The organism is Cryobacterium frigoriphilum (assembly GCF_004403305.1).
Taxonomy (GTDB): Bacteria; Actinomycetota; Actinomycetes; order Actinomycetales; family Microbacteriaceae; genus Cryobacterium; species Cryobacterium frigoriphilum.
The window spans coordinates 45,818-70,799 of sequence record NZ_SOHE01000044.1 but is presented as its reverse complement, the minus strand read 5'-3'; the positions used below and the strand labels follow the sequence as shown (position 1 = coordinate 70,799).

At 68.2% G+C, this 24,982-nt stretch carries 21 protein-coding genes; 12 read left to right on the top strand and 9 right to left on the bottom strand.

The features are described 5' to 3' along the window. Positions 1 to 18 precede the first annotated feature (18 nt). Entirely contained in the window at positions 19 to 1,062 is a 1,044-nt protein-coding gene (locus tag E3T55_RS10025) for an LLM class flavin-dependent oxidoreductase (protein WP_134519430.1), read from the top strand. A gap of 168 nt (positions 1,063 to 1,230) precedes the next feature. After that, positions 1,231 to 2,100, top strand: coding sequence for an alanyl-tRNA editing protein (locus E3T55_RS10020; RefSeq protein WP_134519429.1), 870 nt, complete (start codon positions 1,231 to 1,233; stop codon positions 2,098 to 2,100). Positions 2,101 to 2,148: 48 nt separating this feature from the next. Here the strand turns inward: E3T55_RS10020 and E3T55_RS10015 are convergent, their stop codons facing one another. Next, on the bottom strand, positions 2,149 to 2,754 hold the full coding sequence (locus E3T55_RS10015) for a TetR/AcrR family transcriptional regulator (protein WP_134519428.1): 606 nt from the start codon (positions 2,752 to 2,754) through the stop codon (positions 2,149 to 2,151). A gap of 33 nt (positions 2,755 to 2,787) precedes the next feature. Here E3T55_RS10015 and E3T55_RS10010 point away from each other — a divergent pair, with 33 nt between their 5' ends. Beyond that, on the top strand, positions 2,788 to 3,792 hold the full coding sequence (locus E3T55_RS10010) for a DMT family transporter (protein WP_134519427.1): 1,005 nt from the start codon (positions 2,788 to 2,790) through the stop codon (positions 3,790 to 3,792). Between the two features lie 78 nt (positions 3,793 to 3,870). Here the strand turns inward: E3T55_RS10010 and E3T55_RS10005 are convergent, their stop codons facing one another. Next, positions 3,871 to 4,281, bottom strand: a complete 411-nt coding sequence (locus tag E3T55_RS10005; protein ID WP_134519426.1) for a TFIIB-type zinc ribbon-containing protein — start codon at positions 4,279 to 4,281, stop codon at positions 3,871 to 3,873. Positions 4,282 to 4,465: 184 nt separating this feature from the next. On the opposite strand from E3T55_RS10005, the gene E3T55_RS10000 reads away from it, so the two are divergent. The 3 genes from E3T55_RS10000 to E3T55_RS09990 all read left to right on the top strand — a co-directional run bounded on the left by E3T55_RS10000 (position 4,466) and on the right by E3T55_RS09990 (position 8,982). Beyond that, on the top strand, positions 4,466 to 5,362 hold the full coding sequence (locus tag E3T55_RS10000) for a DUF4190 domain-containing protein (protein ID WP_134519425.1): 897 nt from the start codon (positions 4,466 to 4,468) through the stop codon (positions 5,360 to 5,362). Positions 5,363 to 5,550: 188 nt separating this feature from the next. Beyond that, positions 5,551 to 6,687, top strand: coding sequence for an alanine racemase (gene alr, locus E3T55_RS09995; RefSeq protein ID WP_241992996.1), 1,137 nt, complete (start codon positions 5,551 to 5,553; stop codon positions 6,685 to 6,687). A 42-nt stretch (positions 6,688 to 6,729) separates the two neighbouring features. Beyond that, positions 6,730 to 8,982 carry a P-loop NTPase fold protein gene (locus E3T55_RS09990; RefSeq protein ID WP_166791735.1) on the top strand — a complete coding sequence of 751 codons (2,253 nt, stop codon included), beginning with the start codon at positions 6,730 to 6,732 and terminating at the stop codon, positions 8,980 to 8,982. 116 nt (positions 8,983 to 9,098) lie between these two features. Here E3T55_RS09990 and E3T55_RS09985 read toward each other — a convergent pair whose 3' ends face one another. After that, positions 9,099 to 10,337: a PucR family transcriptional regulator gene (locus E3T55_RS09985; RefSeq protein ID WP_134519422.1), complete on the bottom strand. Its 1,239-nt coding sequence runs from the start codon at positions 10,335 to 10,337 to the stop codon at positions 9,099 to 9,101. Between the two features lie 348 nt (positions 10,338 to 10,685). Here E3T55_RS09985 and ald point away from each other — a divergent pair, with 348 nt between their 5' ends. Together ald and cycA are read left to right on the top strand one after the other, a co-directional pair. Continuing rightward, a complete protein-coding gene (ald, locus tag E3T55_RS09980) occupies positions 10,686 to 11,825 on the top strand; it encodes an alanine dehydrogenase (RefSeq protein ID WP_134519421.1) in 1,140 nt (379 codons plus the stop codon). A gap of 90 nt (positions 11,826 to 11,915) precedes the next feature. Then, positions 11,916 to 13,430 (top strand): D-serine/D-alanine/glycine transporter, encoded by a 1,515-nt coding sequence (gene cycA / locus E3T55_RS09975; protein ID WP_134519420.1) that lies wholly within the window; start codon positions 11,916 to 11,918, stop codon positions 13,428 to 13,430. 68 nt (positions 13,431 to 13,498) lie between these two features. On the opposite strand, the gene E3T55_RS09970 is transcribed toward cycA, so the two are convergent. Continuing rightward, complete coding sequence (locus E3T55_RS09970; protein WP_134519419.1) at positions 13,499 to 14,416, bottom strand: plasmid pRiA4b ORF-3 family protein; 918 nt, start codon at positions 14,414 to 14,416, stop codon at positions 13,499 to 13,501. 146 nt (positions 14,417 to 14,562) lie between these two features. Between E3T55_RS09970 and E3T55_RS09965 the strand changes: the two genes are divergently transcribed. Continuing rightward, a complete protein-coding gene (locus tag E3T55_RS09965; protein WP_134519418.1) occupies positions 14,563 to 15,018 on the top strand; it encodes a ribosomal maturation YjgA family protein in 456 nt (151 codons plus the stop codon). Positions 15,019 to 15,058: 40 nt separating this feature from the next. Here the strand turns inward: E3T55_RS09965 and E3T55_RS09960 are convergent, their stop codons facing one another. Then, positions 15,059 to 15,856 (bottom strand): nuclease-related domain-containing protein, encoded by a 798-nt coding sequence (locus E3T55_RS09960; protein WP_134519417.1) that lies wholly within the window; start codon positions 15,854 to 15,856, stop codon positions 15,059 to 15,061. Positions 15,857 to 16,206: 350 nt separating this feature from the next. Here E3T55_RS09960 and E3T55_RS09955 point away from each other — a divergent pair, with 350 nt between their 5' ends. The 3 genes from E3T55_RS09955 to E3T55_RS09945 all read left to right on the top strand — a co-directional run bounded on the left by E3T55_RS09955 (position 16,207) and on the right by E3T55_RS09945 (position 19,566). Further along, positions 16,207 to 17,157: a hypothetical protein gene (locus E3T55_RS09955; RefSeq protein WP_134519416.1), complete on the top strand. Its 951-nt coding sequence runs from the start codon at positions 16,207 to 16,209 to the stop codon at positions 17,155 to 17,157. Positions 17,158 to 17,328: 171 nt separating this feature from the next. Beyond that, positions 17,329 to 17,949 (top strand): PepSY domain-containing protein, encoded by a 621-nt coding sequence (locus E3T55_RS09950; protein ID WP_134519415.1) that lies wholly within the window; start codon positions 17,329 to 17,331, stop codon positions 17,947 to 17,949. A 150-nt stretch (positions 17,950 to 18,099) separates the two neighbouring features. Further along, complete coding sequence (locus E3T55_RS09945) at positions 18,100 to 19,566, top strand: sensor histidine kinase (protein ID WP_134519414.1); 1,467 nt, start codon at positions 18,100 to 18,102, stop codon at positions 19,564 to 19,566. A gap of 194 nt (positions 19,567 to 19,760) precedes the next feature. Here the strand turns inward: E3T55_RS09945 and E3T55_RS09940 are convergent, their stop codons facing one another. The 4 genes from E3T55_RS09940 to E3T55_RS09925 all read right to left on the bottom strand — a co-directional run bounded on the left by E3T55_RS09940 (position 19,761) and on the right by E3T55_RS09925 (position 24,957). Next, a complete protein-coding gene (locus E3T55_RS09940; RefSeq protein WP_166791734.1) occupies positions 19,761 to 21,197 on the bottom strand; it encodes an HNH endonuclease signature motif containing protein in 1,437 nt (478 codons plus the stop codon). Positions 21,198 to 21,734: 537 nt separating this feature from the next. Next, positions 21,735 to 23,384, bottom strand: coding sequence for a tripartite tricarboxylate transporter permease (locus E3T55_RS09935; protein ID WP_134519412.1), 1,650 nt, complete (start codon positions 23,382 to 23,384; stop codon positions 21,735 to 21,737). Then, positions 23,384 to 23,947 (bottom strand): tripartite tricarboxylate transporter TctB family protein, encoded by a 564-nt coding sequence (locus E3T55_RS09930; RefSeq protein ID WP_134519411.1) that lies wholly within the window; start codon positions 23,945 to 23,947, stop codon positions 23,384 to 23,386. The genes E3T55_RS09935 and E3T55_RS09930 overlap by 1 nt, the downstream gene beginning before the upstream one ends. Beyond that, positions 23,944 to 24,957 carry a Bug family tripartite tricarboxylate transporter substrate binding protein gene (locus E3T55_RS09925; RefSeq protein ID WP_134519410.1) on the bottom strand — a complete coding sequence of 338 codons (1,014 nt, stop codon included), beginning with the start codon at positions 24,955 to 24,957 and terminating at the stop codon, positions 23,944 to 23,946. Before E3T55_RS09925 ends, E3T55_RS09930 begins: the two co-directional genes overlap by 4 nt. Positions 24,958 to 24,982: the final 25 nt, after the last annotated feature.

Genomic DNA, 24,982 nt, shown 5'->3' with positions numbered 1-24,982 from the left:
CACACATCGGAGAACACCGTGGAAATCGGCGCCTACAGCTTCGGCGACACCCAGCTCAACCCCGACGGCAGCTCACGCTCGACCGCCGAGGCCACCAAGAACCTCTTCGACGCCATCGTGCACGCCGACCGGGTGGGCCTTGACTACTTCGGCGTCGGCGAGCACCACACCGTGTCGATGCCGGCGTCATCGCCCGGAACGATCATTGCCGCCGCGGCCGCCGCCACGACGCAGATCACGCTCGGCAGCGCGGCGAGCATCATCGGAACGGATGACCCGGTGCGGGTCTTTCAGCAGTTCGCGACCGCAGACGCCATCTCGGGCGGCGGCCGCATCGAGATCACCGCGGGCCGCGGGTCATCCGTCGAGACCTTTCCGCTGTTCGGCTACGACCTGAACGACTACGACGAGCTCTACGCCCAGAAGCTCGACCTGCTGCTGACCCTCAACAACAGTGCGACCGCGAACGTGACCTGGTCGGGTACCGCCCGCCCGTCGATCCCCGAGCTCGACGTGGTGCCTCGCCCGGTGCAAGGCTCGCTGCCGATCTGGATCGCCACCGGCGGCAGCGCGCCCTCGTCGGCCCGCGCCGGACGCCTCGGGCTGCCGCTCGCCTACGCCATCATTGGCGGGCAGCCGCACCGCTTCGCGCCGCTGGCCCAGCTGTACCGGCAGTCCGCCGCTGCCGCCGGGCACACCGGCGACAACATCAAGGTCTCGGTCGCGACCTTCGGCCTCGTCGCCCCCACCAAGAAGGAAGCGGTCGAGCGAATGTACCCGGGCTGGGTCAACCTCAACGTGGAGATGGGCCGGCTGCGCGGCTGGCCGGCGCCGCAGAAGGCGTCGTACCTCGCGCAGGTCGACGCGCCCAACGCCTACTTCGTGGGCGACCCCGACGACGTGGCCGAACGCATCGTGGCCCTGCACGGACACCTCGGCCATATGCGTCACTTCTTCCAGGGCGACCACGGCGGACTGCCGCACGAGTACCTGATGGAGTCGATCACGCTGCTGGCCACCGAAGTGAAGCCCCGCGTGGAGCGGCTGCTCGCCGCGAAATAGGCGTTTCGGGCTCGCGGCGCAGGTTCGATTCGCGGGCGCAGTTTCTATACTGCGCCCACGAATCCAACCTGCGCCCGAGCCGCCTCAGCACCAGGGCCTAGCATCGAAGGGACTGCCGCGACCGTGGCGGCTTCGTCTCCTCCCCGCCGCCGGAAAGGCCCACCCCCGATGACCTATCCCGTTGCCGATACCCGCGTGACCTATGCGGCGGGGGCGACCGAGGCATCCGCTGTCGTGCTGCACGTCGAGCCGCTGCCCGACGGCCGCCGTGCGGTGCTGCTCGATACGACGAGCGCGCATCCGGTTGATGCCGGCTGGCCCGATCAGGGCGCTGACCGGGCCGTGCTGCGCACCGCAACCGTCGAGATCGCACTGCTCGACTGCATCGTCGGGGCCACCGATGGCACCAGCCTGCACCTCGGGCAGCAGATTCCGGTGCCCAAGGGCACCGAGGGCTGGGCCTTCGTCGTGGCTCACATCGTGTCGAGTGACGCTGCGGTCAGTGTCGGCGACGCGGTGCAGGTCATGGTCGATGCGGGCGTGCGGGCTCGAACCTCTGCCGGGCACACGGCCTGCCATCTGGCGTCGCTGGCCCTGAACCTGGCCGTCGCTGACCGCTGGAAAAAGCAGCCCCGCCCTGATGCCCTCGGCCGCCCCGACTTCGACGGCACCGCCATCGATGTGTCGCTGATCGGTGAGAACACGTCGACCGACACCTACCGACTCGGCAAGTCCCTGCGCAAGAAGGGCTTCATCACCGAGGGGTTCGACGAGGCCCTGCCGTCACTGACGTCGGCGATCAACGCGACACTGGCCGACTGGGTGGCGACGGATGCCGCGGTACACATCGACCGCGCTGGCGACGCCCTCACAGACCGTCGGTATTGGGTCTGCGACCTGCCAGGGGCCGCGGCGCGCATCCCGTGTGGCGGCACCCACGCCTCGCGGCTCGGCGAGCTCGGCCGGCTGCGGGTGACGCTCGGGCTGCATGACGTGCAGGGCACGAGCGTACTGACGATGGTCACAACTGCCGGCTGAGCGGCACCCGCTCGACGGGCAGGGCCGGCAGCGAACCGGCCACCCGGCTCAGCGCGCGGCCGGCAGCGCCAGCATCAGCAGCGAGCGGGACACATCACGGGCGACGTCGAACGGATGCGCGAACGTCTCCATGCCCACGGTGACGAGTGCGCCCTCGTAGAGCAGCATCATCCGCTGCGCCATCGATCCGGGGTTGACGATGCCGGCCTCACTGCAGAGGTCGGCGAACAGGTCGAGCTGCCAGACCTTCTGCCGGGCGATTTCGGGAAACACGGGGTGTCCGTCGTGCCCGTCGCCAATCTCGGCGCGGGCATTGATCGCGCTGCAGCCCTTCGCCCCGTTCTCGCTCGACCACGCGGTCGCCGCATCGAAGACCGCGAGCACACGGTCGGGCCCCGGGGCCGGCACCCGGGCGAGGTGCGCGGCGAGGTGAGCGCGCCACCGCGCATCGCGGTGCTGCAGGTACGAGACGACGAGCGCTTCCTTCGATCCGAAACGGTCGTAGAGGGTCTTCTTCGTCACGCCGGCCGCCTCGGCGATCGTGTCAACACCCACCGCGTGGATGCCGCGCTCATAGAACAAACGGGAGGCCGCATCGAGAACGCGTCGAGCCCCTGGGGTGAGCGGGGCGAGGTCGGGGACGGACACGGTCATGCTCCCAGTATACAGAGCTGTATAGTCGATTGCATGAGTAAACTGATCGGTATACCGCGCTCCGTCGTCACGGTGCTGGCCGCGATCGCCTTCATCGCATCATGGAGTTCGGGGTTCGTCATCGCCGCGGTGGCGACAGTCGACGTTGCGGCTACGACCCTGCTGGTCTGGCGTTTCGCCCCTCTGGCGGTCGTGCTGATCATCATCACCGTCGCATCCGGCGCCGCTCGCGGCGTCACCCGCAGTGAGCTGCGCCAGCAGGCAATCATCGGACTCTTCACCCAGTTCGGCTACGTCACCCTGGTCTACGCCGCGATTGGGGCCGGCATCACGACGGGCACAACCGCGCTGATCGATGCCGTTCAGCCGCTCGTGGTCGCGACTCTCGTCGGCCCGCTGCTGGGGCTGCGAGTGCGCGGCACACAGTGGGCGGGCCTCGCGGTGGGCGCCCTCGGGGTCGTGCTCGTCGTGAGGTCGCAGATGGGCGGCGCGACGGCGCATCCGCTCGCCTATATATTGCCTGCTCTGGCGATGGCCTGCCTGGTCGTGGGCACCTTCGTCGAGCGGCGATCCCGGGTGCAGACGCCGGTGCTCGTGACGCTGACCGTGCACGTCGTCGTCACCTCCGTCGCGCTCATCGTGATCGCAGCCACCGTGGGCACGCTCGCTCCGCCGGCCACGCTGGCGTTCTGGCTCGCGACCGTGATCTCGGCGATCGTGCCAACCCTGGCGGCCTACGGGTTGTACTGGTGGCTGCTGCGCCGGGTGGGCATCACTGTGCTCAACACCCTGCTGTTTCTGGTCGCCCCCGCGACGGCACTCGCCGGGGCCGTGCTGCTCGGTGAGCCGCTGACGGTGGTGACGCTCGCCGGATTCGCGCTCTGCGGCGTCGGTGTGGCCGTTGCGCTGGCCAGCGAGGCGCGGGCGCGCAGAGCGGATGCCGCGCCCGGCCGCCCGAAGCCTGAGCCTGAGCCTGAGCCTGAGCCTGAGCCTGAGCCTGAGCCTGAGCCTGCGTCTGAGCCTGCGTTGTCTCAGTAGGCCGGTCGCCCCGCGCTGTGCCACCGATAGGTCGATCCGGGGTTCGGCCGGCGGCGGCGCAGCTCGGGCAGACGGGGTCTAGCCGAAGAGTTCGCCGAGCCAGTGCTCCTTCTTCTTGGGCCGGTAGCCGTCACGGCCGTCGCGGTCCCGGTCCCGGTCCCGGTCCCCATAGTTGCGGTCGCGATCGCGGTCGCGGTCGCCATAGCCACGGTCGCGATCTCGGTCGCCATATTGCGGGGCCCGGGTGCGGGCATCCGGGTACTGCTGCTGCGGCACCGCAACGATGACCGGGGCGGCAGACTGGGTCGGCGCGGCAGGGGTGGCCGGCTGGGCGGGCGCGGAGGAAGCAAATTCCTTCGCGGCGCGATCGAGGATCTTGTCGAGCTCGCCACGATCGAGCCACACTCCGCGGCATTCGGGGCAGTAGTCGATTTCCACGCCAGCGCGCTCGCTCATCACGAGAGTGGCTCCGTCGGTGGGGCATTTCATGGGCGTCCTCCAGAACGTCGGTGAAGTTCGATCGTAGACAGTCAGCTCCGGCTGATCCTGTGAACGCGGCGCACCAGCCGGGGGTGAGGCACGGAGAAACGACCCAGAAATTTACCCCTATTTGGGGGTAGGACTTAGGTCTGTCACGCGATCCGAAACGGGGGGCATCTGCGAGAGTTGTTCTATGTCCGACTCACAGCAGATTCAAAGCCCGCCGCCGTACTCTCCGCAGCTCGAAACTCCGGCTCCCCAGTCGAAGAATGTGCTCGGCCTCATCTCCATGATCGTGGGAATCGCCGCCTTTGTCGGTGCCTTCATTCCCGTTCTGAACTACATCACCGGCATCATTGCCATCGCTGGCATCGTGCTCGGCGTCTTGGCACTACTGAAGAAGGACAAACCCAGAAAGGCCGCCCTGACCGGCACAATCACATCGTCGGTCGCGTTGATTCTGTCGATTGTGCTCGCGATCGTCTACACCGGCGCCATCATGAAGGCCGTTGAGGAGGCGCAGGGCGGCATCTCAGCGTCCGAGACCGCCCCCGACGCGGGCACAGACGCGGGCACAGACGACACCGTGCCGTCAGACGATGCCTCTGACGAGGCCGTCGAGGAACCCTCCGGTGATGAGGTCGGCACCCGGGGCAACCCGGCTCCGCTCGGCACCCTGGTTGAGCTGTCGGACCGGACCGGCCTGCAGTACGAGATCACCCTCGACACCTCTACCCTCAACGCCAACGAACAGGTCGCCGCGGCCTACGAATACAACGACGTCGCGCCCGAGGGCTTGCAGTACGCCATGATTTCCGTCACCGCCGTCTACAAGGGCGCTGACAGCGGCACCCCGTCGTACGACCTGGACATCGAGTTCGTGTCAGCGGCCGGAACGACCCATACGGTCAACGACGCCTATGTGTTTGGCGAGCCGGCACCGGCGCTCAGCGACATCAATGACCTGTACCCCGACGCCACGGGCACCGGCAACGTCGTCATCGCGATTCCGGCAGCGGATGCCGCGAACGGAACCTGGGTCGTGTCGTCCTTCTTCGGCGACAGCAAGTTCTTCTACTCCGCGCAGTAGTCAGGCACGCACACCGCACCAACCCCGACTCGGCGGTGCCCGCAGCTCGAAGCCGCGGATGAGTCACGGAGAAAGCACCTTCAATGCCCACCAACGAGGGTGCTTTTTCCGCATCTAAACCCCGACCCAACTCAGCGACCCGCGTTCCGCCGCCGGGCCGGGTACATCGCGGGTCTAGGGTGACAAGGGTGAATGCTCCGGAGCGCGCTGCCGTAATCGACCTCGAGGCGATCCGCCATAACGTACGGAGGCTGGTGCAGGTCGCCTCCCCGGCCGCGGTGATGGCGGTCGTGAAGGCCGACGCCTACGGGCACGGCGCCCTGCCCGTGGCCCGCGCCGCTCTCGAGGCCGGCGCCGCCTGGCTTGGCGTCGCCCACATCGAGGAGGCCCTGCCGCTGCGCGCCGCCGCACTCACCGCACCGCTGTTGGCCTGGCTGCACACCCCCGACAGCGATTTTGGAGCGGCAATCGCCGCGAACGTTGACCTCGGCTGCTCGGGCTGGGAGCTGCCCCGCATCGTGGCCGCGGCCGATCTGCTCGGCCGCACCGCGCGCATCCACTTGAAGATCGATACCGGGCTGGGCCGCAACGGCTGCACGCTGACCGAACTGCCCGCGCTGTTGGCCGACGTGGCCCGGCACGAAGCAGCCGGCCAGATCGAGGTCGTGGGCATCTTCAGCCACCTCGCCGTGGCCGATGAGCCCGAGCGCCCCGAGACGGATGCTCAACTCGCCACATTTCTCGCAGCCGTCGAGCTCGCACACGCGGCCGGGGTGCATCCGTCGATCAGGCATCTGGCGAATAGCCCGGCCACCCTCACGCGGCCCGACATCCACCTCGACCTGGTGCGCACCGGGCTCGCGCTGTACGGCCTGTCGCCGCTCGCGGGCCGCACCCCGGCGAGCCTCGGGCTGCGGCCCGCGATGACGCTCGTCACGCAGATCGCGCACTGTAAGGAGGTACCCGCAGACCAGGGCGTGTCGTATGGGCTGAACTACCGCACACCGACCGCCACGACGCTCGCGCTCGTGCCGCTCGGTTACGCCGACGGCATTCCGCGCATCGCGACCGGCGGGCCCGTGCGGGTGAACGGGGTGACGTATCCGGTGGTCGGGCGCATTGCGATGGACCAAATGGTCATCGACCTCGGCGAGGCCGGCCTGGTCAGCGGCGGGCACAGCCTGCTCGGTGCCGAGGCCGTACTGTTCGGCCCGGGCGACGGCGGCGAGGCGAGCGTTGACGAGTGGGCCGCTGCCGCCTCAACCATCAACTACGAGGTCGTCACGCGCATCAGTCCGCGGGTGCCGCGCGTGTATCGCGGATAGTTACCGCGCCAGTCACAGCGACGGATGCCCGGGGAGGTGACCTTGACCGGGGTCGGGGCCGGGTTTACGCTGCCGGCACCGGCCCGAGCTGCCCGCGACCTGGCCGGCATTGGAGCGAACCCCGTGGATGCCCTGAGTGCCCTCGACCAGCTGATCATCGACCGGCGTCACACGCCGTCGCCCGAAATCGCGCGCTTCACGGCCGTGGCGGGCGGAGTGCAGCGGCAGCGGCACCTCGATAGCGCGAGCGACCGCGACGAGATCACGCGCTCGACCGCCCTCGCGACGCTGATCGCGGTCGATGGCAGCATCGCCGAGGCCCTGACCGAGGCCGGGCTGCGCGTGACCGACTTTCTGACCGTGATCGGAATTCGGAGCGTGCCGGACACCGCCGAGGTACCCGACGCCCGGCTGGACCCCATCTTTGCGACCGCGGTGCGGCACTATCTCACGTCGAAGGGCGGCCGGGTCGTGACCCTGACCGATCTCGCGCTGGCGATTCTGCAATCGTCGCGAGCGGCGGGTGACGGCCGGCTGCCCGACCGCCTCGAAAAGCTGGGCCTGGACTACGAGCGGGCGATCTCGACGCTGGAACGGCAGATCGAAGACGCCTACTTCGCTGAAGCGGAGCCGAGTTCGGGATTCGAAGCAGAAGTCGAATCGGAAGCGGAGTCCCGAGCCGCCGGCGAGGCGCCGGACTCGACAACGGAAGCCGCCCCGGACCGGGCGCCGGAGACCTCCGAACGCACCAGGTGGACCACCGACGGTGCCGCCACCGATGACCTGCTCGGCCGCCGATTTCTCGCTCAGGTACTCGCGTCCCGGCTGCGCGGCCTGTCGGGTTCACACACCGGCTCGTTCCTCGTGCACATCGATGGCCCGTGGGGCTCCGGCAAGAGTTCGCTGCTGCAGTTTCTCGAGACCGAACTCGCGCCGTCTTTTCTGCTCGTCAACGTGAACGCCTGGCGAGAGCAGCAGGTGGGCGTGCAGTGGTGGACCCTGCACAATGCCCTGCGCGCGGCAATCCAGGCCGACTCCCGACACCGTATCTGGGCGCGCGTGCGCAGCCGCATCGACGCCATCCGTACCCGGTTGATGCCGTTCGTCGCGGTGCTCGTGCTCATTCTGCTTGCCGTCGCGCTGGCCCTTCTGGCCCGGCTCGATCTCACCACGGGCAGCGCCCTCGCGGACGCCCTGGGCAAGATCCTGTCGCTCGGCGCCCTCGCGGTGGCGGGACTGACCGCCGTCTACCGCTTGTTGATGCCCGAATCGCGACTGTCGGCCGAGGCCTTCGTGGCCAAGAGCGCGAACCCTATGGGTCAGGTGCAGCTGCTGTTCTCCCGCACGCTGCGACGCACGCGCAAGTCGGTGGTGTTTCTCATCGACGACCTCGATCGCTGCGATGAGAAGTACATCATCGATTTTCTCGAGGTCGTGCAGACTCTCGTGCGCGAGGCGCCGGTGCGGCGACACACACCCGGCAGGCGAGACCGGCGCCACGAGCCCCCGGCCGGGCCCTACGCGTTCATCGCCGCCGATGGCCAGTGGATCCGCTCCAGCTACGAGAGCCACTTCGACTCCGTGAAGATCACCACGGTGCCCGGTCGCCCCCTCGGCTACCTTTTTCTCGAGAAGATCTTTCAGCTGCAGGTGCGGTTACCCTCGATCACCGAGGACGCCAAGCGGGCCTATCTGGATTCCCTCCTGACCGGCGCCACGGCACAGCGGCCTTCTGCCGCCCAGCAGGCCCTGGCCACAGAGCTCACCGCCGAGGTGAACCGGGCCACCACCGGACCGCAAATCGACCGGGCGGCCGCCAAGGCGGATGGCCTGATCAGCGCCGAATCACGCATGCAGGTGCGTGGCGCTGCGGCCGTGAAGCTCTCGAATCCGGTGCTGCAGGCCGGCGCCCGCCACGAGCTCAGCCGCTACTGGAAGCTGCTCGAACCCAATCCCCGCAGCATCAAACTCGTCGTGCACACCTACGGAACCCTGCAATCCCTGCGCACCCTTGAGGGCATTCCCGTGCAGCGCACCCCGCTCGCCCTCTGGACCATTGTCGAGATTCGTTGGCCACAGCTCGCCGACCACCTGCGCGCACACCCCGACGACATCGAGAACCGGGCCGGCACTCCGGAACCGGCCGCGACGCTGCTCGCCTCCCCCGAGGTGCAGGCTGTCATCGCGAGCCCCGTCTGGGGCCCGCTGACCCCCGACCAGGTGCGCGACTGCACGGGTTTTCGGGTCGGGGCGAGCCCCGACACCATCCCGGACAGCAGAACCGACACCGACTGAGCGCGCGCCGGGTGCGACGACGGATGCGCCGGGGCGGGGGCATCCGTCGGCGGCCGGTCTGAGGCGCGCCGGTCTGAGGCGCGCCGGTCAGAAGCGGCCGGGCCAGCGGCGGCCGATCAGAGGCGCGGCCGGCCCGCCCAGCGCTGTGCCTTCATGGCCAGGTGCAGTTCGAGCCGCACCGGGCCGGCGAGCGGGTCGGCGCCGAGCAGCGAACGGATGCGGGCAACCCGGTTGTACACGCTCGTGCGGTGCAGGTGCAGGGCGGTCGCGACGTCGGCGACGGAGCCGCCGGTGTCATAGAGCAGTTCGAGCACCGGCACGAGCTCGCCGTTGCGGTCGAGTTCCTGCAGCTCGGCGAACAGGATCGACTCGTGGCGGGCCAGATCCCGGCCGGCGACGGCCAGAAACTGGTACACGCCAATGCCGCGGAACGCGACGACCCCGCCCAGGTCGGCGTCGACCCAGGCCGCCTGCACGGCGCTCTTGGACTGCGCGTAGGCCGACGCGACCAGGCGCAGATCGGCGAACGGCTCGCTCAGACCCATCAGGTCTGGTCGCTCGGTATGTGGTCCACGGCGGGCGATCTCGACGCCGAAACGGCGCAGGATTTCGATCGCGTCGGCATCCGTCACCGCTGCGCTGAGCAGCAGCACGGCGTGGGTGTCGGTTCCGGCCGCGAACAGCACGCCCGGGATGCCGGTCGTCGCCTGCAAGGCGGACAGCCGCTGCAGCAGACCCCGCTCAAAGGCCTCGCGCTCGGCGCCACGGGACTGCTCCACGTCGGCGGCCTCGATGCCGGCCCGTTCGACGAGCGTCGCGAGGCGCCACGGGCCGCGGCCGTGCACGGCCGGCCAGCCGAGCAGTGCGTCGATCGCGTGCGGTTGCCCCTCGCAGGCGGCGAGAAACTGTGCCCCGCGGCCGTGCACCTCGGAGGATTCGGCGAAGGTGCGGTTGAGCAGCAGCTCGGCGAGCGCGTCGAGTTCGGCGCGCGCGGGGCGCAGCTCCTGCAGGATCGCCGCCGAGGACTCCTCGTGCGCGCCCTGCAACACCCAGAGATAGCCGACCCGGTAGCCGCGGGCGAGCAGGGGCACGCAGACCCGCCCCAACATGCCGAGATCGGCGTTGGCCGGCACCGAGACCGGCCGCACCGCGGTGGCGATGCCGTGGCTGAGCTGCCAGGCGCTCACGTCGGGGGGCACGATCTTGCTCAGCAGAAAGTTGGTGCGCACCCGGTCAGCGGTTTCCTGATGCGAGCTGTACGCGAGCAGCAGGCCGTCGAGGTCTTCGAGGGAGAGACCACGGCCGAGACGGCTGGCGATGTTGGCTACCGCGTGGTCGAGAGTGGCGGCATCCATGCACTCATCCTAGGGATTCGGCGGGCACCCGCGTGGACGCTCGACGACACTTGCCGCGGGTTCGGTCGACAAATGTCGATCCGTGTGCTGGCAGCAGACGGCACGGCCACGGCGACCGATAAGGGGTCTGCGGGGGCCGAGCGGGGCATCCGGTGCCGGAATCACGCGGATCTGCGGCCCGAGCGCGGGTCAACCGGGCGTCCACCCCCCGGGCGCGGGGCATGTGGGCGGCCCGCGAACCGGTCTGCCGAGGGCGCCGCGCGCCGGAGCCGCGCAAAAAACCGGGTTTAGCGTTACACGGGTCGCCCGAAGCCGTGCGGCACCCCGCACCTATACGAGGAGTTCCCCTTGATCATTGGCGTCCCGACCGAAGTGAAGAACAACGAATTCCGCGTGGCGATCACCGCCGCCGGAGTCCACGAAGCGAAGCTTCACGGCCACACCGTGCTCGTACAGGCCGGAGCCGGAATCGCCTCCGGATTCACCGACGCCGATTACGCGGCCGCCGGCGCCGACATCGTCGCCACCGCCGCCTCAGTGTGGGCCGGCGCCGACATGATCCTCAAGGTAAAAGAGCCGATCACGGCCGAGTACATCTACTTTCGTCAGGGCCTGATCCTCTTCACCTACCTGCACCTCGCGGCCGAGCCCGAACTCGCCACCGCCCTGCTCGAGGCCGGCGTCACCGCCATCGCCTACGAGACCGTGCAGAAGGCCGACCGTTCGCTTCCCCTGCTCGCCCCGATGAGCGAGGTCGCCGGGCGACTGGCCGTTCAGGTCGGCGCCGCATCGATGACCCGCCCCGGCGGTGGCCCCGGAATCCTGATGGGCGGCGTTCCCGGAGTGCGCGCCGCCAAGGTGACCGTGATCGGCGCCGGCGTCGCCGGCTCCAACGCCGCCGCCATGGCCATCGGCATGGGCGCCGACGTCACCATCCTCGACATCAACATCGACCGCCTGCGCGAACTCGACGCCCAGTACGCCGGACGCCTGAAGACCATCGCCTCCAACGCCTACGAGATCGACCGAGCCGTCACCGAGGCCGACCTCGTGATCGGTTCCGTGCTGATTCCGGGCGCGAAGGCCCCCAAGCTCGTCACCAACGAGCTCGTCTCGCGCATGAAGCCGGGTTCGGTGCTCGTGGACATCGCCGTTGACCAGGGCGGCTGCTTCGAGGGCACCCACGCCACCACGCACGAGGACCCGACCTTCGCCGTGCACGGCTCGATCTTCTACTGCGTCGCCAACATGCCCGGCGCCGTTCCGCAGACCTCGACCCTCGCGCTGACCAACGTCACGCTGCCCTACGCGATTTCGATCGCCGACCGCGGCGTGCGCGCCGCGTTCGAGCGCGACGCCGCTCTCGCCGGCGGGCTGAACATCGCCGCCGGCCAGGTCGCGAACCGTTCGGTGAGCATCGCGCTCGACCTGCCGCTCGCCAGCTGGACCGACCTCGTCACCGACGCCCCGGCGCTCGTCACGGCCTAGCCCGCAGGCGACGGATGCCGCGCGCCGAGGTGCGCGCGGCATCCACCCCGGACACAAATTGAGTCAATACAAACTTCAAGGAAGAAGATCATGTCTAGACTGACGTCGCCCGCCGGGCGGCCCGGGGCATCCGTCGCCCAACCATCATCCGGCTCGCAGCCGCACGGTGCACCTCCGCACCTCGCGCGATCCCTGTCGAATCGGCACATTCAGCTGATCGCCATCGGCGGGGCCATCGGAACGGGCCTGTTCATGGGCTCGGGCAAGACCATTTCGCTTGCCGGTCCTTCGGTGATCTTCGTCTATATGATCATCGGCTTCATGCTCTTCTTCGTGATGCGTGCCATGGGCGAACTGCTGTTGAGCAACCTCGAATACAAGTCGTTCAGCGATTTCGCCGGGGACCTGCTCGGGCCGTGGGCCAGCTTCTTCACCAGCTGGACCTACTGGCTCTGCTGGATCGTGACCGCCATCGCCGAGCTCATCGCGATCGCCCTCTACGCGAGCTTCTGGTGGCCCGATCTGCCACTCTGGATCCCGGCGCTCGGCGCGGTCTTAGTGCTGCTGGCCTTCAACCTGACGAGCGTCAAGGCGTTCGGCGAGACCGAATTCTGGTTCGCGCTGATCAAGATCATTGCCATCGTCACCCTGATCGTCGTGGGCCTCGTGATGGTGTTCACGAACTTCCAGTCCCCCAGCGGCACGCCGGCCAGTTTCAGCAACCTGTGGAATGACGGCGGGTTGTTCCCGACCGGCCCGATGGGGTTCATCGCCGGCTTCCAACTGTCTGTCTTCGCGTTCCTCGGCGTCGAGCTCGTGGGCACCACGGCCGCCGAAGCGCAGCACCCGGAGAAGAACCTGCCCAAGGCGATCAACTCCATTCCGCTGCGCATCATGCTGTTCTACGTTCTGGCCCTCATCATGATCATGACGGTCACGCCGTGGCGTGAGGTCACCGCCGACGTGAGCCCGTTCGTGGCGATGTTCGCCCTCGCCGGGCTCGGCGCGGCCGCCGCCGTCATCAACTTCGTCGTGCTCACGAGCGCGACCTCCTCGGCGAACTCCGGGTTGTATTCCACCTCGAGAATGCTGTTCGGGCTCTCGATCGAGGGCACAGCACCGGGTCGCTTTCAGCGCCTGAGCCAGCACAAGGTCCCGGCCAACGCCCTGCTGTTCTCGTGCATGTTCCTGCTGGTGTCCGCCGTGCTGCTCTACGCGAGCTCGTCGATCATCGAAGTGTTCACCGTCGTGACGACCATGGCCTCGGTACTGTTCATCTTCGTGTGGGGCATCATCGTGGTGAGCTACATCGTGTACCGCAAGCGCCGCCCGGAACTGCACGCGGCATCGAAGTTCAGAATGCCCGGTGGACTGTACATGTCCTATGTGCTGCTCGCGTTCTTCGCATTCCTGATCTGGGCGCTCACTCAGAAGGCCGACACCCTCGAGGCGCTGCTCGTGACCCCGCTGTGGTTCATTGGGCTCGGCATTGTCTGGCTTGTTCTGCGTCGCCGGCCGGAACACATGGCGCGCCAGTCGCTGCACCAGGCCGCCGTGCGCATCGACGCAGCGGCCGCGGCCGAGTGGCTCGCCACCCATCGCTGAGCCGCGAGTGTGGTGGCACCGACGTATCCGGCGAGATAGCGCTGCGCCTCGACCCTGGCCGCGGCGAATCAGGGCTCCGTGGTGTGCGCGGCGTTGGGCCCGTCCCAGTGGTTCGCGCCTGCCGGGTCGAGGTCGAGCCGCTCGAGGCCGGCGTCGGCCCGGCCGAGACGCTCGAGCCCGCGGTTGATGGCGGCGAGGTCGATCTCGTCGACGAAGTCGACCAGGTCGAGCAGGCTGATCCGTTCCGCCATCTCCTGATACTCGCGGTGGTCGGGGTCAGAGGCGACTTCCAGCACATGGTCGTAACCGGTCATGCCGCCGACGTCTTCGGGAGGGCCCTTGCGGGCGCCGTCGAGGCAGCGCACCGCGGCATCCGTCGGCACGGCGTGCGGGGTGGCATCGTCGACGGCATCGAGGGTGAGGGTGTGGTCCCAGCCGTCGCCGAAGTGGTAGGTGTAATGCAGCAGGTCACCGGGTGCCGCGAGAAATTGATCGAGGCGCAACTCGCTCTCCATGATTCCCTCATCACCTTCCTCGCGGGCGAAGGGGGTGAGGATTCCCTCGGTCTCGTAGCCGAGAGGGTCGCCCGCGGGGGTGAACTGGTGCAGGTGGGTCTCGTCCCAGCCGATGGCGACCTGGAGCACCTCGTGCAGCCGGTCGAGGCGGATGTCGCCCGGCAGGCTCAGCTGCCGCCAGATCGGCGGGGCGGAGTGGTCGAGTTCGACGCGCACGCGCAACCGGTGCGGCTCCCGCGGCGGAGTCAGCAGCGGCAGCGGACGCTTGGTGCGCTCGGCGAAGAAGGAGGCGGCATCCGTCGGCCCGGTGGCCGGTGTGGGAATCTGCTCCCCCGCGGTCTGGGCGTGCAGGCGTTCCTTCGCGGCCATCAGATCGATCACGTTGTCGACGGCGGCGAGCGCCGGGTCGGGCGGCGCATCGGGCAGGGGCGGCACGGACGTCAGTGGCTCGGGCTTCGATTGCTCAGTCATCCTCAGCGAGTCTAGTTGGGCGGTCCTCTATATATACGAAAGCGGATGCCGACCGACCCCACCCGCGGGACCAGTTGTGGCCATGTGGCTTCTCGGGTTGGACGCGCCGCGAGACGCTGTGGGCGGGGGCAGCCCTAGGCTGAAGCATGGGGAAATCACGCCGCACGGCACCGCCAGCCAGCACGGCACCGCCAACCAACACCGCACCACTGACCGGTCGCCTCACCCTGGCCCTGACCGCACTGGCCGTGATCGCGGCCGGGCTCGCGGTGCACTCCATCGTGACCGGTCTGACGGGGGATCTTCTGGGCGGCGCCCTCTACGCGGTGTTCGTGTGTCTCGTGGTCGCCTTCGTGGCACCGCGGCAGCATCCGCTGACCATCGCAGCGATCGGGTTTGCGCTCTGCGCCCTCGTGGAACTGTTCCAGCTCACCGGGGTGCCGCTGACGATCGCCCAGACTTTCGCGCCGGCAGCCCTCGTGCTGGGAACGACGTTCGTGGCACTGGATTTCGTGGCCTATGCGGCCGGAGCCGCCGTCACTGCGGTGGGGCTGATGCGTGGGCGCTCTGCCCGCAAAGCAGCGCGAGTCGAAGCAGCCTGAGTCGAAGCAGCCTGAGTCGCAGCCTGAGTCGCAGGCTGAGTCAGAGCAGCCGCGCGCCGAGCGGGGACAACACGACAACAAGGGTCAGGGCAGCGCCCAGAAGCGCAGCGGCGAGCATTCCCCAGCCGATGCGGCGTCGGCGCGCTCCCCGCACGGCCTCGTCGAGCTGCAGAAACCGCTCCCGCAGCTCGTCGGGTTCGATTGCGGGCAGCGCACTCCAGGTGTCGGGGCTGTCGATCAGGGCGACGAGCGCCATCCGCTCGGCCGGGCCGAGCACGGTCGGTAAGGTCGTCAGCCAGCGCCGCAGGTCATCGGCGTCGATGACCTTGACCTGGGCGGGGCGCTCACGAATGGTGATGCGCTTCGCGGCGACAAAGGCGACAACGGGCCGAACGGAGGTGCGCAGGGGCGTGAGATCGCGCAGCATCCGGGTGAGGCGATGGGCCTCGAACTCCGCGTCGCGAATGTAGGGCTTCTTCTCCCGGCCGACCATCAGGGTGCGGTGGGCGACCCAGATCGCGGCTCCGCGGTGCAGCTTGGTGGTGATGGTGAACACCCCCGCCGGGCCGACCAGCAGGTGATCGATATCGCACTCCCGGGTTCGCACGGGCAGCGCGTGAAAGACGGTCCAGCCGCCGGGCAGTCCGGCCAGCAGCGCGGCGACAGCGATTTCACCCTGCGCCCCGAGGTACCACGGGAGGCTGTCGGCACCGAGCGGCGACCGCCCGGCCAGACGGGCAAACCGTGACCGGGGCCTGATCAGGCTCTGTTCCAGCAGCAAAACCTCAATGACGGACTGGGCCGCAAAACGCTGCCGCATAGTGTGCGTTTCTGACATACAGATCCCCTCTCGGCTGCCGAATCTAGTGACCGAACTCCGAGTGCACGCAGCCCCCGAACTGGACGTAGCGGGGCGGGCAAATGTGGGATCGCGTGCCAGACCGAGAGGTTCTCAGATCAACGCGATCGCGAGGGTTGCAGATGCCGGGGCTACTCGGCTCGAGTATCCAGGCTGACTCGCCAGCGGATGCGGCACTCCGGCACCGCGCACGCCCCCCGTTCGAGCCGACCGGCTCCATTACGGCCGGAGCGGGCATCCGTTGTGTTACGACTGAGAGTGCGTGCTGTTTTTCTTGGGGGCAGGCGCCGAGTCTGGCGCGGTTCCGATCAGGGGTGACGATATCGGGGGTGACGATGGAGAGCGACCTGGCCACCGTCGCCTCGATAGCAGAGAGCGCTGCCTCCTTCGCCGTGTCGGCATTCACCGCATCGGCCGCGGCCAGCCCGCTCGTCGGCCGGCTCGATCTCGCGATCTCCCAGCGCGAAGCCGCTGCCGCCGCCGCCACCTTTCGCGCCGAACTGAGCGGATTCAGTGAGCAGCGTCACGAGAACTATCGACTCTGGGTGCAATCCGTCGACGGGCAGCGCTACGGCGATTGGGCGCCCGGAGCCACCCTGCTCGCCGAGGCGATCGGCGCCCGTGACGCAGCCGTGCTTGCCGCCTGGCAGGTTGATGCCGCCCGGGTCATCACCCCCGACGAACGCAGCGCGTTCGCGTCGGGGTACCACCTGCCGCCGTCGCCACGCAACGAACGCTCGGCGGTGCTGCACACCGGTTCGGTCGCGGTGCTGATTTTCTCCCCCATCGTCTGGGCGTTGACCCTGCTGCTGTTTTTTCTGACCGGAACGTCCCTGAACCCGGTCGCGCATCTGGGCGGGCTGGGTCTGCTGATCGGCGGCACGCTGTGGTTCACGGCTCGTCGACTCGCCGACCCCGAGTGGCACACGCGCAATGAGGCCGCCGGGCTCGCGGCGGCCGACCGCCGGGTCGAGCTGCTCGGTTTCGATCCGCTCGCCGACCCCACCCGCCTTCCGCGGCCGTGGGCGGAGGACACCTTCGTCAAGAAGCGGCTTGAGCAGTTTCTGACGGACGCCTACACGAATTTCCCGATCCCCGGCGAACTACTCGCCCTGCACCTGCCGCGCACCCGCAATCCGGCCGTCGAACGGAGCGCACAGTTGCGGGCCCTGCTCACCCGCTTCGAGGCGACGGATGCCACATCGCGCCTTCTGGCCACCCACTCACGTTCCGCACTCGCGTCCCCCGCAGACGAGCGGCCGGTGCCGAACACCCCGTAGACGTTCCGCGGGCGCGCCGGCCGGGCCGGGGCTGTCTGGCTGGGCTGGGGCTGTCTGGCTGGGATTGGGCTGTGCATCCGATAACGCTTTGCTTGCCCACGGCGCGCCGATAGTGGCACCCATCCGGGTGCCACGCAAGCTGAGCACAATCAACTTGAGGACACCTGCACCATGCAAAAGAAGACTGCCCTGATTTCCGGTGCCGCCGCACTCGTGCTCGTTCTGGGCGGAGTCGGCATCGCCGTCGCCGTCAATGCCGACGATGACGGCCGACTCACCGGCACGACCCTGGAGCGCGCCAGCAACGCGGCCCTGGCAGAGGTCGGCACCGGAACGGTGACCAGCGCTGAGCACACCAATGATGACGGCGCCTCCTACGCGATCGAGGTGCGCCTCGACAACGGCGACGAGGTCGACGTCGAGTTGAACGACTCCTTCGAGGTCATCTGGGTCGGCGACTACGACTCGAACGACGACGACAACAACGGCTCGCCTGCTGTCCCCAGTGCGACCGCTGATGCCGCCGCCGATGCTGCCGCAGCCGAGGCCACCGCAGCAGCAGCAGCAGCTGCCGCCGCGGAAGCTGCCGCCGCGACATCCGGTGACGCCCGCGCCAGCGCCGAAGCGGCCGCTCTCGCGGCCGTTGGCAGCGGAACGGTCACTGAGTTCGACATCAGCGATGATAACGACCACCTGTATGAGGTCGAGGTCACCCTTCCGAGCGGCGAAGACCGTGACGTGGAGCTCGACGCCAACTTCACCGTGCTGCGCATCGACGACGTCGCGCGCTAACCGAATTCCGGGCCAGTCCCGGCACCAACCGGCGGCTCACCCCGCCTCACGAAGCCCCGGCAGTGTCGCCGGGGCTTTGTGTGTGGGCGGCCCGGCCCTCCGGCGGTAGAATTGGCCTCGCCACTTCGGTGGCCAGAGCGATTGCGACGGATGCTCCAAGACCCGAACGTTTCCCCCTCGGCTTCGGCCGCTTCCGCCGGTTCGGAGCGCCCCGCCGGTGGGCCGTCAGAGCCTCCCGCCCAGGCCGGGTCCCCCGACCTGACCGACGCCGAGGCAGGCACCGAGGCCGACACCGGCGACGTAGCCGTGCCAGGTTCGGAGGCCATACCGCCGCCTTCGACAACGTCCCCATCGACAACGTCCCCATCAACACCGTCCCCCTCAACACCGCCCACCTCAACACCGCCCCCGGCAACGCCGGCGAGGTCAGGGCTGCGGGCCGGGCTGCGCCGCCTGTTCGGCCGCGCGCCGGTTGCCCCGGCGGCACACCGTGAAGGTGACAGGTCGCCCACCACCGGCAACCTCGTCTCCTCCGACAGTGTCTCCGGCACCCGCGTCGCCGTCACCCCTGGCGCCCTCGGTGCCTCGCCCGATGCGCGGCTCACCGCGCTGCTCGCCGAGCGCGAACTCGCCCTCGGCGGCATTCGCGAGGGCGTCATCGCGGTGGACTCCCGCGGACTCGTCACTCGGCTCAATGAGACCGCGCGTCTGCTGCTCGGGCTTCCGACCGCGGCGGTCGGCACGTCGCTGACCGACCTGGGCTTCGATGCCGGTGCGGTACACGCGTTGAGCGCCCGCGGCAGCGACGACCGCGACCGGGCCTGCGTCGCCGCCGGCCGCATGCTCGTACTCAACCAGGTCACCGTTCAGCCACTGCGGGGTCGCTCCGAAACCGTCACCACACTGCGCGACCGCACCGAACTGGTCACCCTGCGGCTGCCCGGCGCCAGCACGCCCGGCCCGATGCAGCTGCCCTCGCCGAGCGATCAAACGGATGAATTCACGCACCGCGTGCATACCGTCGAGGTGCTGGCGAGGCTCGGAACGACATCCGTCAGCGCAGGATCTGCTGACTATCTGGCAGCGATCTGCGCCGAGCAGCGCGGACCGTTGACCCGCATCATGGACCCGCTCGTGGCGGCCCTGTTGATCAAACGCACCGCCGTGGTCAGCGCACGCGGCGCCGCCCTGCGACTGACCGTCGATAGCGAGCTGCCGCGGCTCGACCCGGCGACGAGTGCCGACGTGGTCACCGTGCTCGGCATTTTGCTCGACAACGCCCTCGACTCGGTCGAGGGATCGACCGTGCGGCAGCTCACGGTACAGATCGACACCCTCGCCGCGGGTTCCGACGCACCGCTCGCGGCCCGTCTGGTCGAGGTACGGGTGCGCGTGCACGACACCGGCCCGGGCATCGCCGCCGGACTGATCGACCACATTTTCGAGGTGGAACGCGTCACCCAGGCTCCGGTGCGGCACCGCGCCGACCCGGGTTTCGGCCTCGCCATCGTGCAGCTCATTGCCACTCGTCGCGGCGGCAGCGTCGGCTATGAATTCGCCGACGGCGCCGCCTTCGACACCGTGCTGCCCGTGCGCCCCGCACCCGCACCCGTCTAGGCCGCGTCTGCTCATGCGTGGTGGTGGTGGTGCCGTCTGGCACGGCCGAGGCCCGTCCAGACAAGTTTCCACCCTTCGCGAGTGAGCAGTTTGGGCGCTTCCCACGCACGGGAAGACCTCAGGAAGAGCCAAAACTGCTCGCTCGCGAGCGCTTCGCTGGTCGCGGGCGGCGTGGGTGCTGCGGGCATCGCGGGTTAGTTCACGGCGCGGTTGGCGCGGTGGTTTTGGGCGGGCCGCCACGTTTGGCTCGGGTCTATCCATGCGGGCCCGAGTACTTCGGGCCTGCCGTTGGTCATGCGGATCTGCCAGCCCGAGGTGTCGATGGCGTGGTGATGTCGATAACAGAGGCAGACCCCGTTGGCGACTTCGGTTTTGCCGCCCTGGGCGTAGCTTTTCACGTGGTGGAGTTCGGTCCAGTAGGCCGGGATGTCGCAACCCGGGATGATGCAGCCGCCGTCGCGAGACATGATGGCTTTGGTCATCGCTGGGGAGAACGCCCGCCGTTTATCGCCAACGCGCAGCACCTCGTTATTCGGACCGAACAGGATCGGGATGAATCCGCCGCTGCAGAGGGCCTGATCCACGGTCGTGAGCGAGACCGGGGCCTCAACCCCGTCGATCCAGCCGACGCCGCGGCCGGCGTTGAGGTCGACGGCGTTGACGTGCACGGTGACGGTGGGGGCGGAGCCGCCCATGACCCCGGCTTTGGGGTCGCGGGCCGCTTCGCGGACCATGTCACGCAGAATGTCGGCCCGCTTTTCCCCGGCGGGGCGACGGTCGATATCAACGACCTCGGCGTCAGGCACGACGTCGGCCCCGTCGGACCCGGCCAGCTCGGTGTCAGGCACGACGTCGGACCCGTCGGCCCCGGCCAGCTCAGCCGGTCCGGCGGTGGGCAGAAACTTCACCGTCGCCCGCGCCGACAGCCGCGACGCGAAATACGTCTCGAACTCGCCCCGCAGGTCGGGGGTGACGCCGCCGAAGATTCGGTAGAGGCCTCGTTCGAATGAGCCGAAGCTGATGCTGCTCTTGGCCTCCCGAGCCTCTTCCTGGGGTGCGATGCCGTCGGGGTCAAGTCGGGCCTGCCACTCGTGTACCAACACTCGCATCCGGTCAGCGGGCAGAGCGATGCCGGCGCCGGGGAGACCGGCGGTGTCGTCGTTGAGGGCGCCCGTCGCGTTGGCTACGAGCACTCGTTCGGCGAGGTGCAGGTCCGAGGGGTCGGCCTGCCGGATGACCTCCTGCAGGCCTTTCACGATGATCTCGGCCGAGTCCACGCCGATCTCCCCGGCGGCCAGTGCCGCACTCACGGCGGGAAACACGGCCGGTCGCAGCTGTCCCACCTCTGACCGCACGGACGTCAGCGCTCCGAGGCTGATGCGTCGCTTCACTTCCCGCACCGACACGTGGGTGACGCTCATGATCAGGTCGAGCTTGCCCGTGCACCCCATGCGCTCAGACAGGGTGTCGGTGCCGCCGTCGTACTCGATGTCGGCGCGGCGGGCGACCTCCGCTGTTGAGGCGACGCGGGCGCCATCGAGGCGGCGGCCGAGTTGCTCGAGCCCATCGAGCAGTGCGAGCGACTCGTCATCGGCGACCAGCGGGAAGACGATCCCTTCGAGAGTNGTCATCGGCGACCAGCGGGAAGACGATCCCTTCGAGAGTGTCGGCGAGTTGCTCGGTGATGTGGGCGAGGCGTGAAACCGGATTGTGGTCGGCATCTGTGTCCGACGGGAGTGTCTGTGACATATTCTCAGTTTACTCCTGAATGAAGAAAAATACCAGAGAATCTCAAGAACTTTTCCTGAGTCTGGTATTTATCGACACCCCGAGTAGCGGCCCAGTCTGCCGACTGAACGAGGTGCAACATCCGTCACCTGCCGGAAATCGCCTCGCCTCAACCCGAGCCTCTCACCACCCACCGACACCCCACGCTCCGCACTCGACACCCCGGCGGCCCGTACCCCGGCGGCCCGCATCTTGACGCCCAACGCCGCGGCACAACCGCTCGCTGCTGCAGCGCCCACCAAAACCAGCAGACTCGCCCTACGCATTACGGCCTTTTTCGCACGCGGCGACCTGATCGACGGTAAGGCACACCAACAACGACTCACCCGCTCTCGCCGAAGCAAGCGGGTGAGTCGTTGCGCGCCGGTTCGACCCGGCAGTTAGGCGCGGGCGTCGGGATGAAAGGCGCTCGGGTGGTGCTCCGGGTGAGTCTGCGCGACACGTGTTGGGACGCGACTGGAATCGGGAGCATCCGGTGCCGGGATTGTCGGGCCGGCGCCGCCGCCACCCGTTCCATCTGTTCCGCCCGTACCCGTTCTTGTTCCGGCGCGACGACGACGGATCGACTTCACGAGCGGCGGCACCAGCAGGAACACGGCGAGCACCGTGTAGATGACGACCGGCACCGGTTCGCTGACCAGCGCAGCCGGGTCGCCGCTGCTGATTTGCAGCGAGCGGCGCAGCTGGCGTTCCATCTCCGGGCCGAGGATGGCCCCGACGATGATTGGCAGCACCGGGAATCCGAATCGACGGGCCATGTAACCCAGTGCCCCGATGAGCAGCAGAATCACAATGTTGAAGGTCTGCATTCCGGCCGCGTAGGCGCCGAGGGTCGCGAAGAACAGGATGCCGCCGTAGAGGTACGGCCGTGGAATGCGCAGTAGCTTTGCCCAGAGCGGCGCGAGCGGCAGGTTGATGGCGAGCAGCAGCGTGTTGCCGATGAACAGACTCGCGATCAGGGTCCAGACCAGCAACGGCTCCGTTTCGAACAAGAGCGGTCCCGGGGGGATCCCGTACTGGTTGAAGGCGGCGATCATGACCGCGGCGGTGGCCGTGGTCGGCAGTCCGAGCGTGAGCAGCGGCACGAGCGTGCCGGCAGCGGATGCGTTGTTGGCCGCCTCCGGGCCGGCCACGCCCTCGATGGCGCCGTGACCGAATTGTTCGGGGTGCTTGGAGAGCTTTTTCTCGGTGACGTAGGAGAGGAACGTGGGGATCTCGGCCCCGCCGGCCGGAATCGCGCCGAACGGGAAACCGATGACGGTACCGCGCAGCCAGGGCTTCCAGCTGCGCTTCCAGTCGTCTTTAGCCATCCACGGCACACCGACCGGAATCGTGGCCGGCTTGCCATTGCGCAGGTGCGCGGCGATCCAGAGGGCCTCGCCGACAGCGAAGAGCGCCACGGCGATCACGACCACGTCAATGCCGCCGGAGAGCAGCGGCTGACCGAACGTGAGGCGCGGCTGGCCGGTGGTGACATCCATACCGACCAGGCCAATCGTCAGTCCGATGAACAGTGACGCCAGACCGCGGATGCGACTGGAACCGAGCACGGTACTGACCGCCACGAACGCGAACACCATCATTGCGAAGTACGAGGGAGCGCCGAGGCTGATCGCGATGGACACGATGAAGGGAGCCACGAAGACGAGCCCGCCGGTGGCCAGGGTACCGGCCACGAAGGAGCCGATGGCAGCCGTGGCGAGCGCCTGAGCACCACGTCCGGCCTTCGCCATCTTGTTGCCCTCGAGGGCGGTGACGACCGAGGAGGACTCCCCCGGCGTGTTCAGCAGAATCGAGGTCGTCGAGCCACCGTACATGCCGCCGTAGTAGATCCCCGCGAACATAATGAGTGCGCTGGTGACGTCGAGCGCGTAGGTCAGCGGCAGCAAGAGGGCGACAGTCATGGCCGGCCCGATGCCGGGCAGTACGCCCACAGCTGTGCCGAGCAGCACGCCGATGAGGGCGAAGAGCAGGTTCTGCAGGGTCAGCGCGTTGGCAAACCCATCCATCAGAAGAGAGAGATTCTCCATCAGAGAATTCCTGTCAACAGGCCGGCCGGCAGCGGAATACCAAGCCCGAGTACAAAGCCGTAGAAGGTTCCTACGGCGAGCAGCGCCCCAATCACGAGAGCCCAGAGGTAGCGTTTCGACCCGAGAAGAAGCGAGGAGCCATAGAACAGCAGCGCGCTCGCAATGACGTAGCCGAGAAATTCCATGGTGAGGGCGTAGGCAAGAATGACGCCGGCCAGTCCGAACACGGTCGGCCAGTGGGCACCCTGAGACAGGTCGATGTCTTCGCCGTCTTCGGCATCGGCTGCGCCGCCGCGCAGTACATCAACGGTCAGCGCGATGGCGCACAGGCCGAGGCCGACCGCGATGATGTTGGGAACGACCTGCGGCCCCATCACACCGACGTTGATACTCAGCTGCTTGATGTGCGCGGCGTCCCAGGCGACGATGGTGGCGAGAACGGCCAGCAGGGCGGCGACGCCCAGCTCCGACCGGCCACGCAGCACCGCGGGCACGCGGCTCACGGTTGGAGTTCCCGTCGCGGGGGCTCCCGTGACCGGGGTACCCGCGGTGCTCGAACTCATACCAGGCCCAGGCTTTCGAGAACCGTGGCCACGCGCTCGTCCTGCTCGGTGAGGAACCCGGCAAACTCGTCGCCGGTGGCGAAGGCGTCCGTCCAGCCGTTGGATTCGAGCACGGCGGCCCATTCCTCACTGTCGTGCATCTCGGTTACCGCAGTGACCAGACGTGCGGTCTGCTCGTCGCTGAGGCCGGGGGCGGCAAGGAACCCACGCCAGTTGGTGAAGACCAGGTCAACACCCTCTTCGGTCAGGGTCGGTGCATCCTCGAGCACGGGAACGCGCTCCTCACTCGTGACTGCGAGCACTCGCAGCTCGCCGGCCTTGACCTGTTCGAGAAACTCGCCGTAGCCCGAGGCTGCAAACTGCAGCTTGCCACCGAGAATCGCGGGAAGCAGCTCGCCGCCGCCGTCGTAGGTGATGAAGTTCACGGTGCTCGGGTCGATTCCCACGGCATCTGCCAGCTGCATCGGCAGCAGGTGGTCCGGGCCGCCCGGCGAAGAGCCGCCGCCCACGGCAAAGCTGGCCGGGTCGACCTTCCACGCCGTGATCATGTCGTCGAGGGTCTGATACGGAGAGTCGGCGGGCACGAAGATCGCGCCGGCCTCTTCAATGAGCCGGGCGATCGGGGTCGCGTCGGCGACCTTGGCATCGCCCTCATTCGTGTACGCGGCGCCAACGACGCCGAGACCCATCATGAGAAGAAAGTCCGCGTTACCGGTCTCTGTGAGGGTGCGGGCCAGTCCCACCGTGCCGCCGGCACCGGCGAGGTTGGTGACCTCGGTGCCGGTGGCGACACCGATGTCGTCCATGACCTTCACGGCCGCGCGGCCGGTGACGTCGTAGCCGCTGCCGGGGGCGTTGGGCACCATAACCTGGAGGTTTTCGATTGGGCCGCTGTTGGTGGCGGCCACGGTGGCGGTGCCGGTGACACCGCAGGCGCTGAGTGCAACGACCAGGGCCGTGGCGATGAAGGCGGTGCCGAACAGGCGCCGTGCCGCTGTGTGAGTAGTCATTGCAATCCTCTTTGATTGTTTTGAT

What these genes read in the sequence shown, in the direction of transcription:
- E3T55_RS09950 (WP_134519415.1), top strand. Translation starts at nt 17,329, where the DNA reads ATGCAAAAGAAGACTGCCCTGATTTCCGGTGCCGCCGCACTCGTGCTC.
- E3T55_RS09960 (WP_134519417.1), bottom strand. Translation starts at nt 15,856, where the DNA reads ATGTCAGAAACGCACACTATGCGGCAGCGTTTTGCGGCCCAGTCCGTC.
- E3T55_RS09970 (WP_134519419.1), bottom strand. Translation starts at nt 14,416, where the DNA reads ATGACTGAGCAATCGAAGCCCGAGCCACTGACGTCCGTGCCGCCCCTG.
- E3T55_RS09925 (WP_134519410.1), bottom strand. Translation starts at nt 24,957, where the DNA reads ATGACTACTCACACAGCGGCACGGCGCCTGTTCGGCACCGCCTTCATC.
- E3T55_RS10000 (WP_134519425.1), top strand. Translation starts at nt 4,466, where the DNA reads ATGTCCGACTCACAGCAGATTCAAAGCCCGCCGCCGTACTCTCCGCAG.
- E3T55_RS09985 (WP_134519422.1), bottom strand. Translation starts at nt 10,337, where the DNA reads ATGGATGCCGCCACTCTCGACCACGCGGTAGCCAACATCGCCAGCCGT.
- E3T55_RS10015 (WP_134519428.1), bottom strand. Translation starts at nt 2,754, where the DNA reads ATGACCGTGTCCGTCCCCGACCTCGCCCCGCTCACCCCAGGGGCTCGA.
- E3T55_RS10010 (WP_134519427.1), top strand. Translation starts at nt 2,788, where the DNA reads ATGAGTAAACTGATCGGTATACCGCGCTCCGTCGTCACGGTGCTGGCC.
- E3T55_RS09935 (WP_134519412.1), bottom strand. Translation starts at nt 23,384, where the DNA reads ATGGAGAATCTCTCTCTTCTGATGGATGGGTTTGCCAACGCGCTGACC.
- cycA (WP_134519420.1), top strand. Translation starts at nt 11,916, where the DNA reads ATGTCTAGACTGACGTCGCCCGCCGGGCGGCCCGGGGCATCCGTCGCC.
- E3T55_RS10020 (WP_134519429.1), top strand. Translation starts at nt 1,231, where the DNA reads ATGACCTATCCCGTTGCCGATACCCGCGTGACCTATGCGGCGGGGGCG.
- E3T55_RS09945 (WP_134519414.1), top strand. Translation starts at nt 18,100, where the DNA reads ATGCTCCAAGACCCGAACGTTTCCCCCTCGGCTTCGGCCGCTTCCGCC.
- E3T55_RS09930 (WP_134519411.1), bottom strand. Translation starts at nt 23,947, where the DNA reads ATGAGTTCGAGCACCGCGGGTACCCCGGTCACGGGAGCCCCCGCGACG.
- E3T55_RS10005 (WP_134519426.1), bottom strand. Translation starts at nt 4,281, where the DNA reads ATGAAATGCCCCACCGACGGAGCCACTCTCGTGATGAGCGAGCGCGCT.
- E3T55_RS09965 (WP_134519418.1), top strand. Translation starts at nt 14,563, where the DNA reads ATGGGGAAATCACGCCGCACGGCACCGCCAGCCAGCACGGCACCGCCA.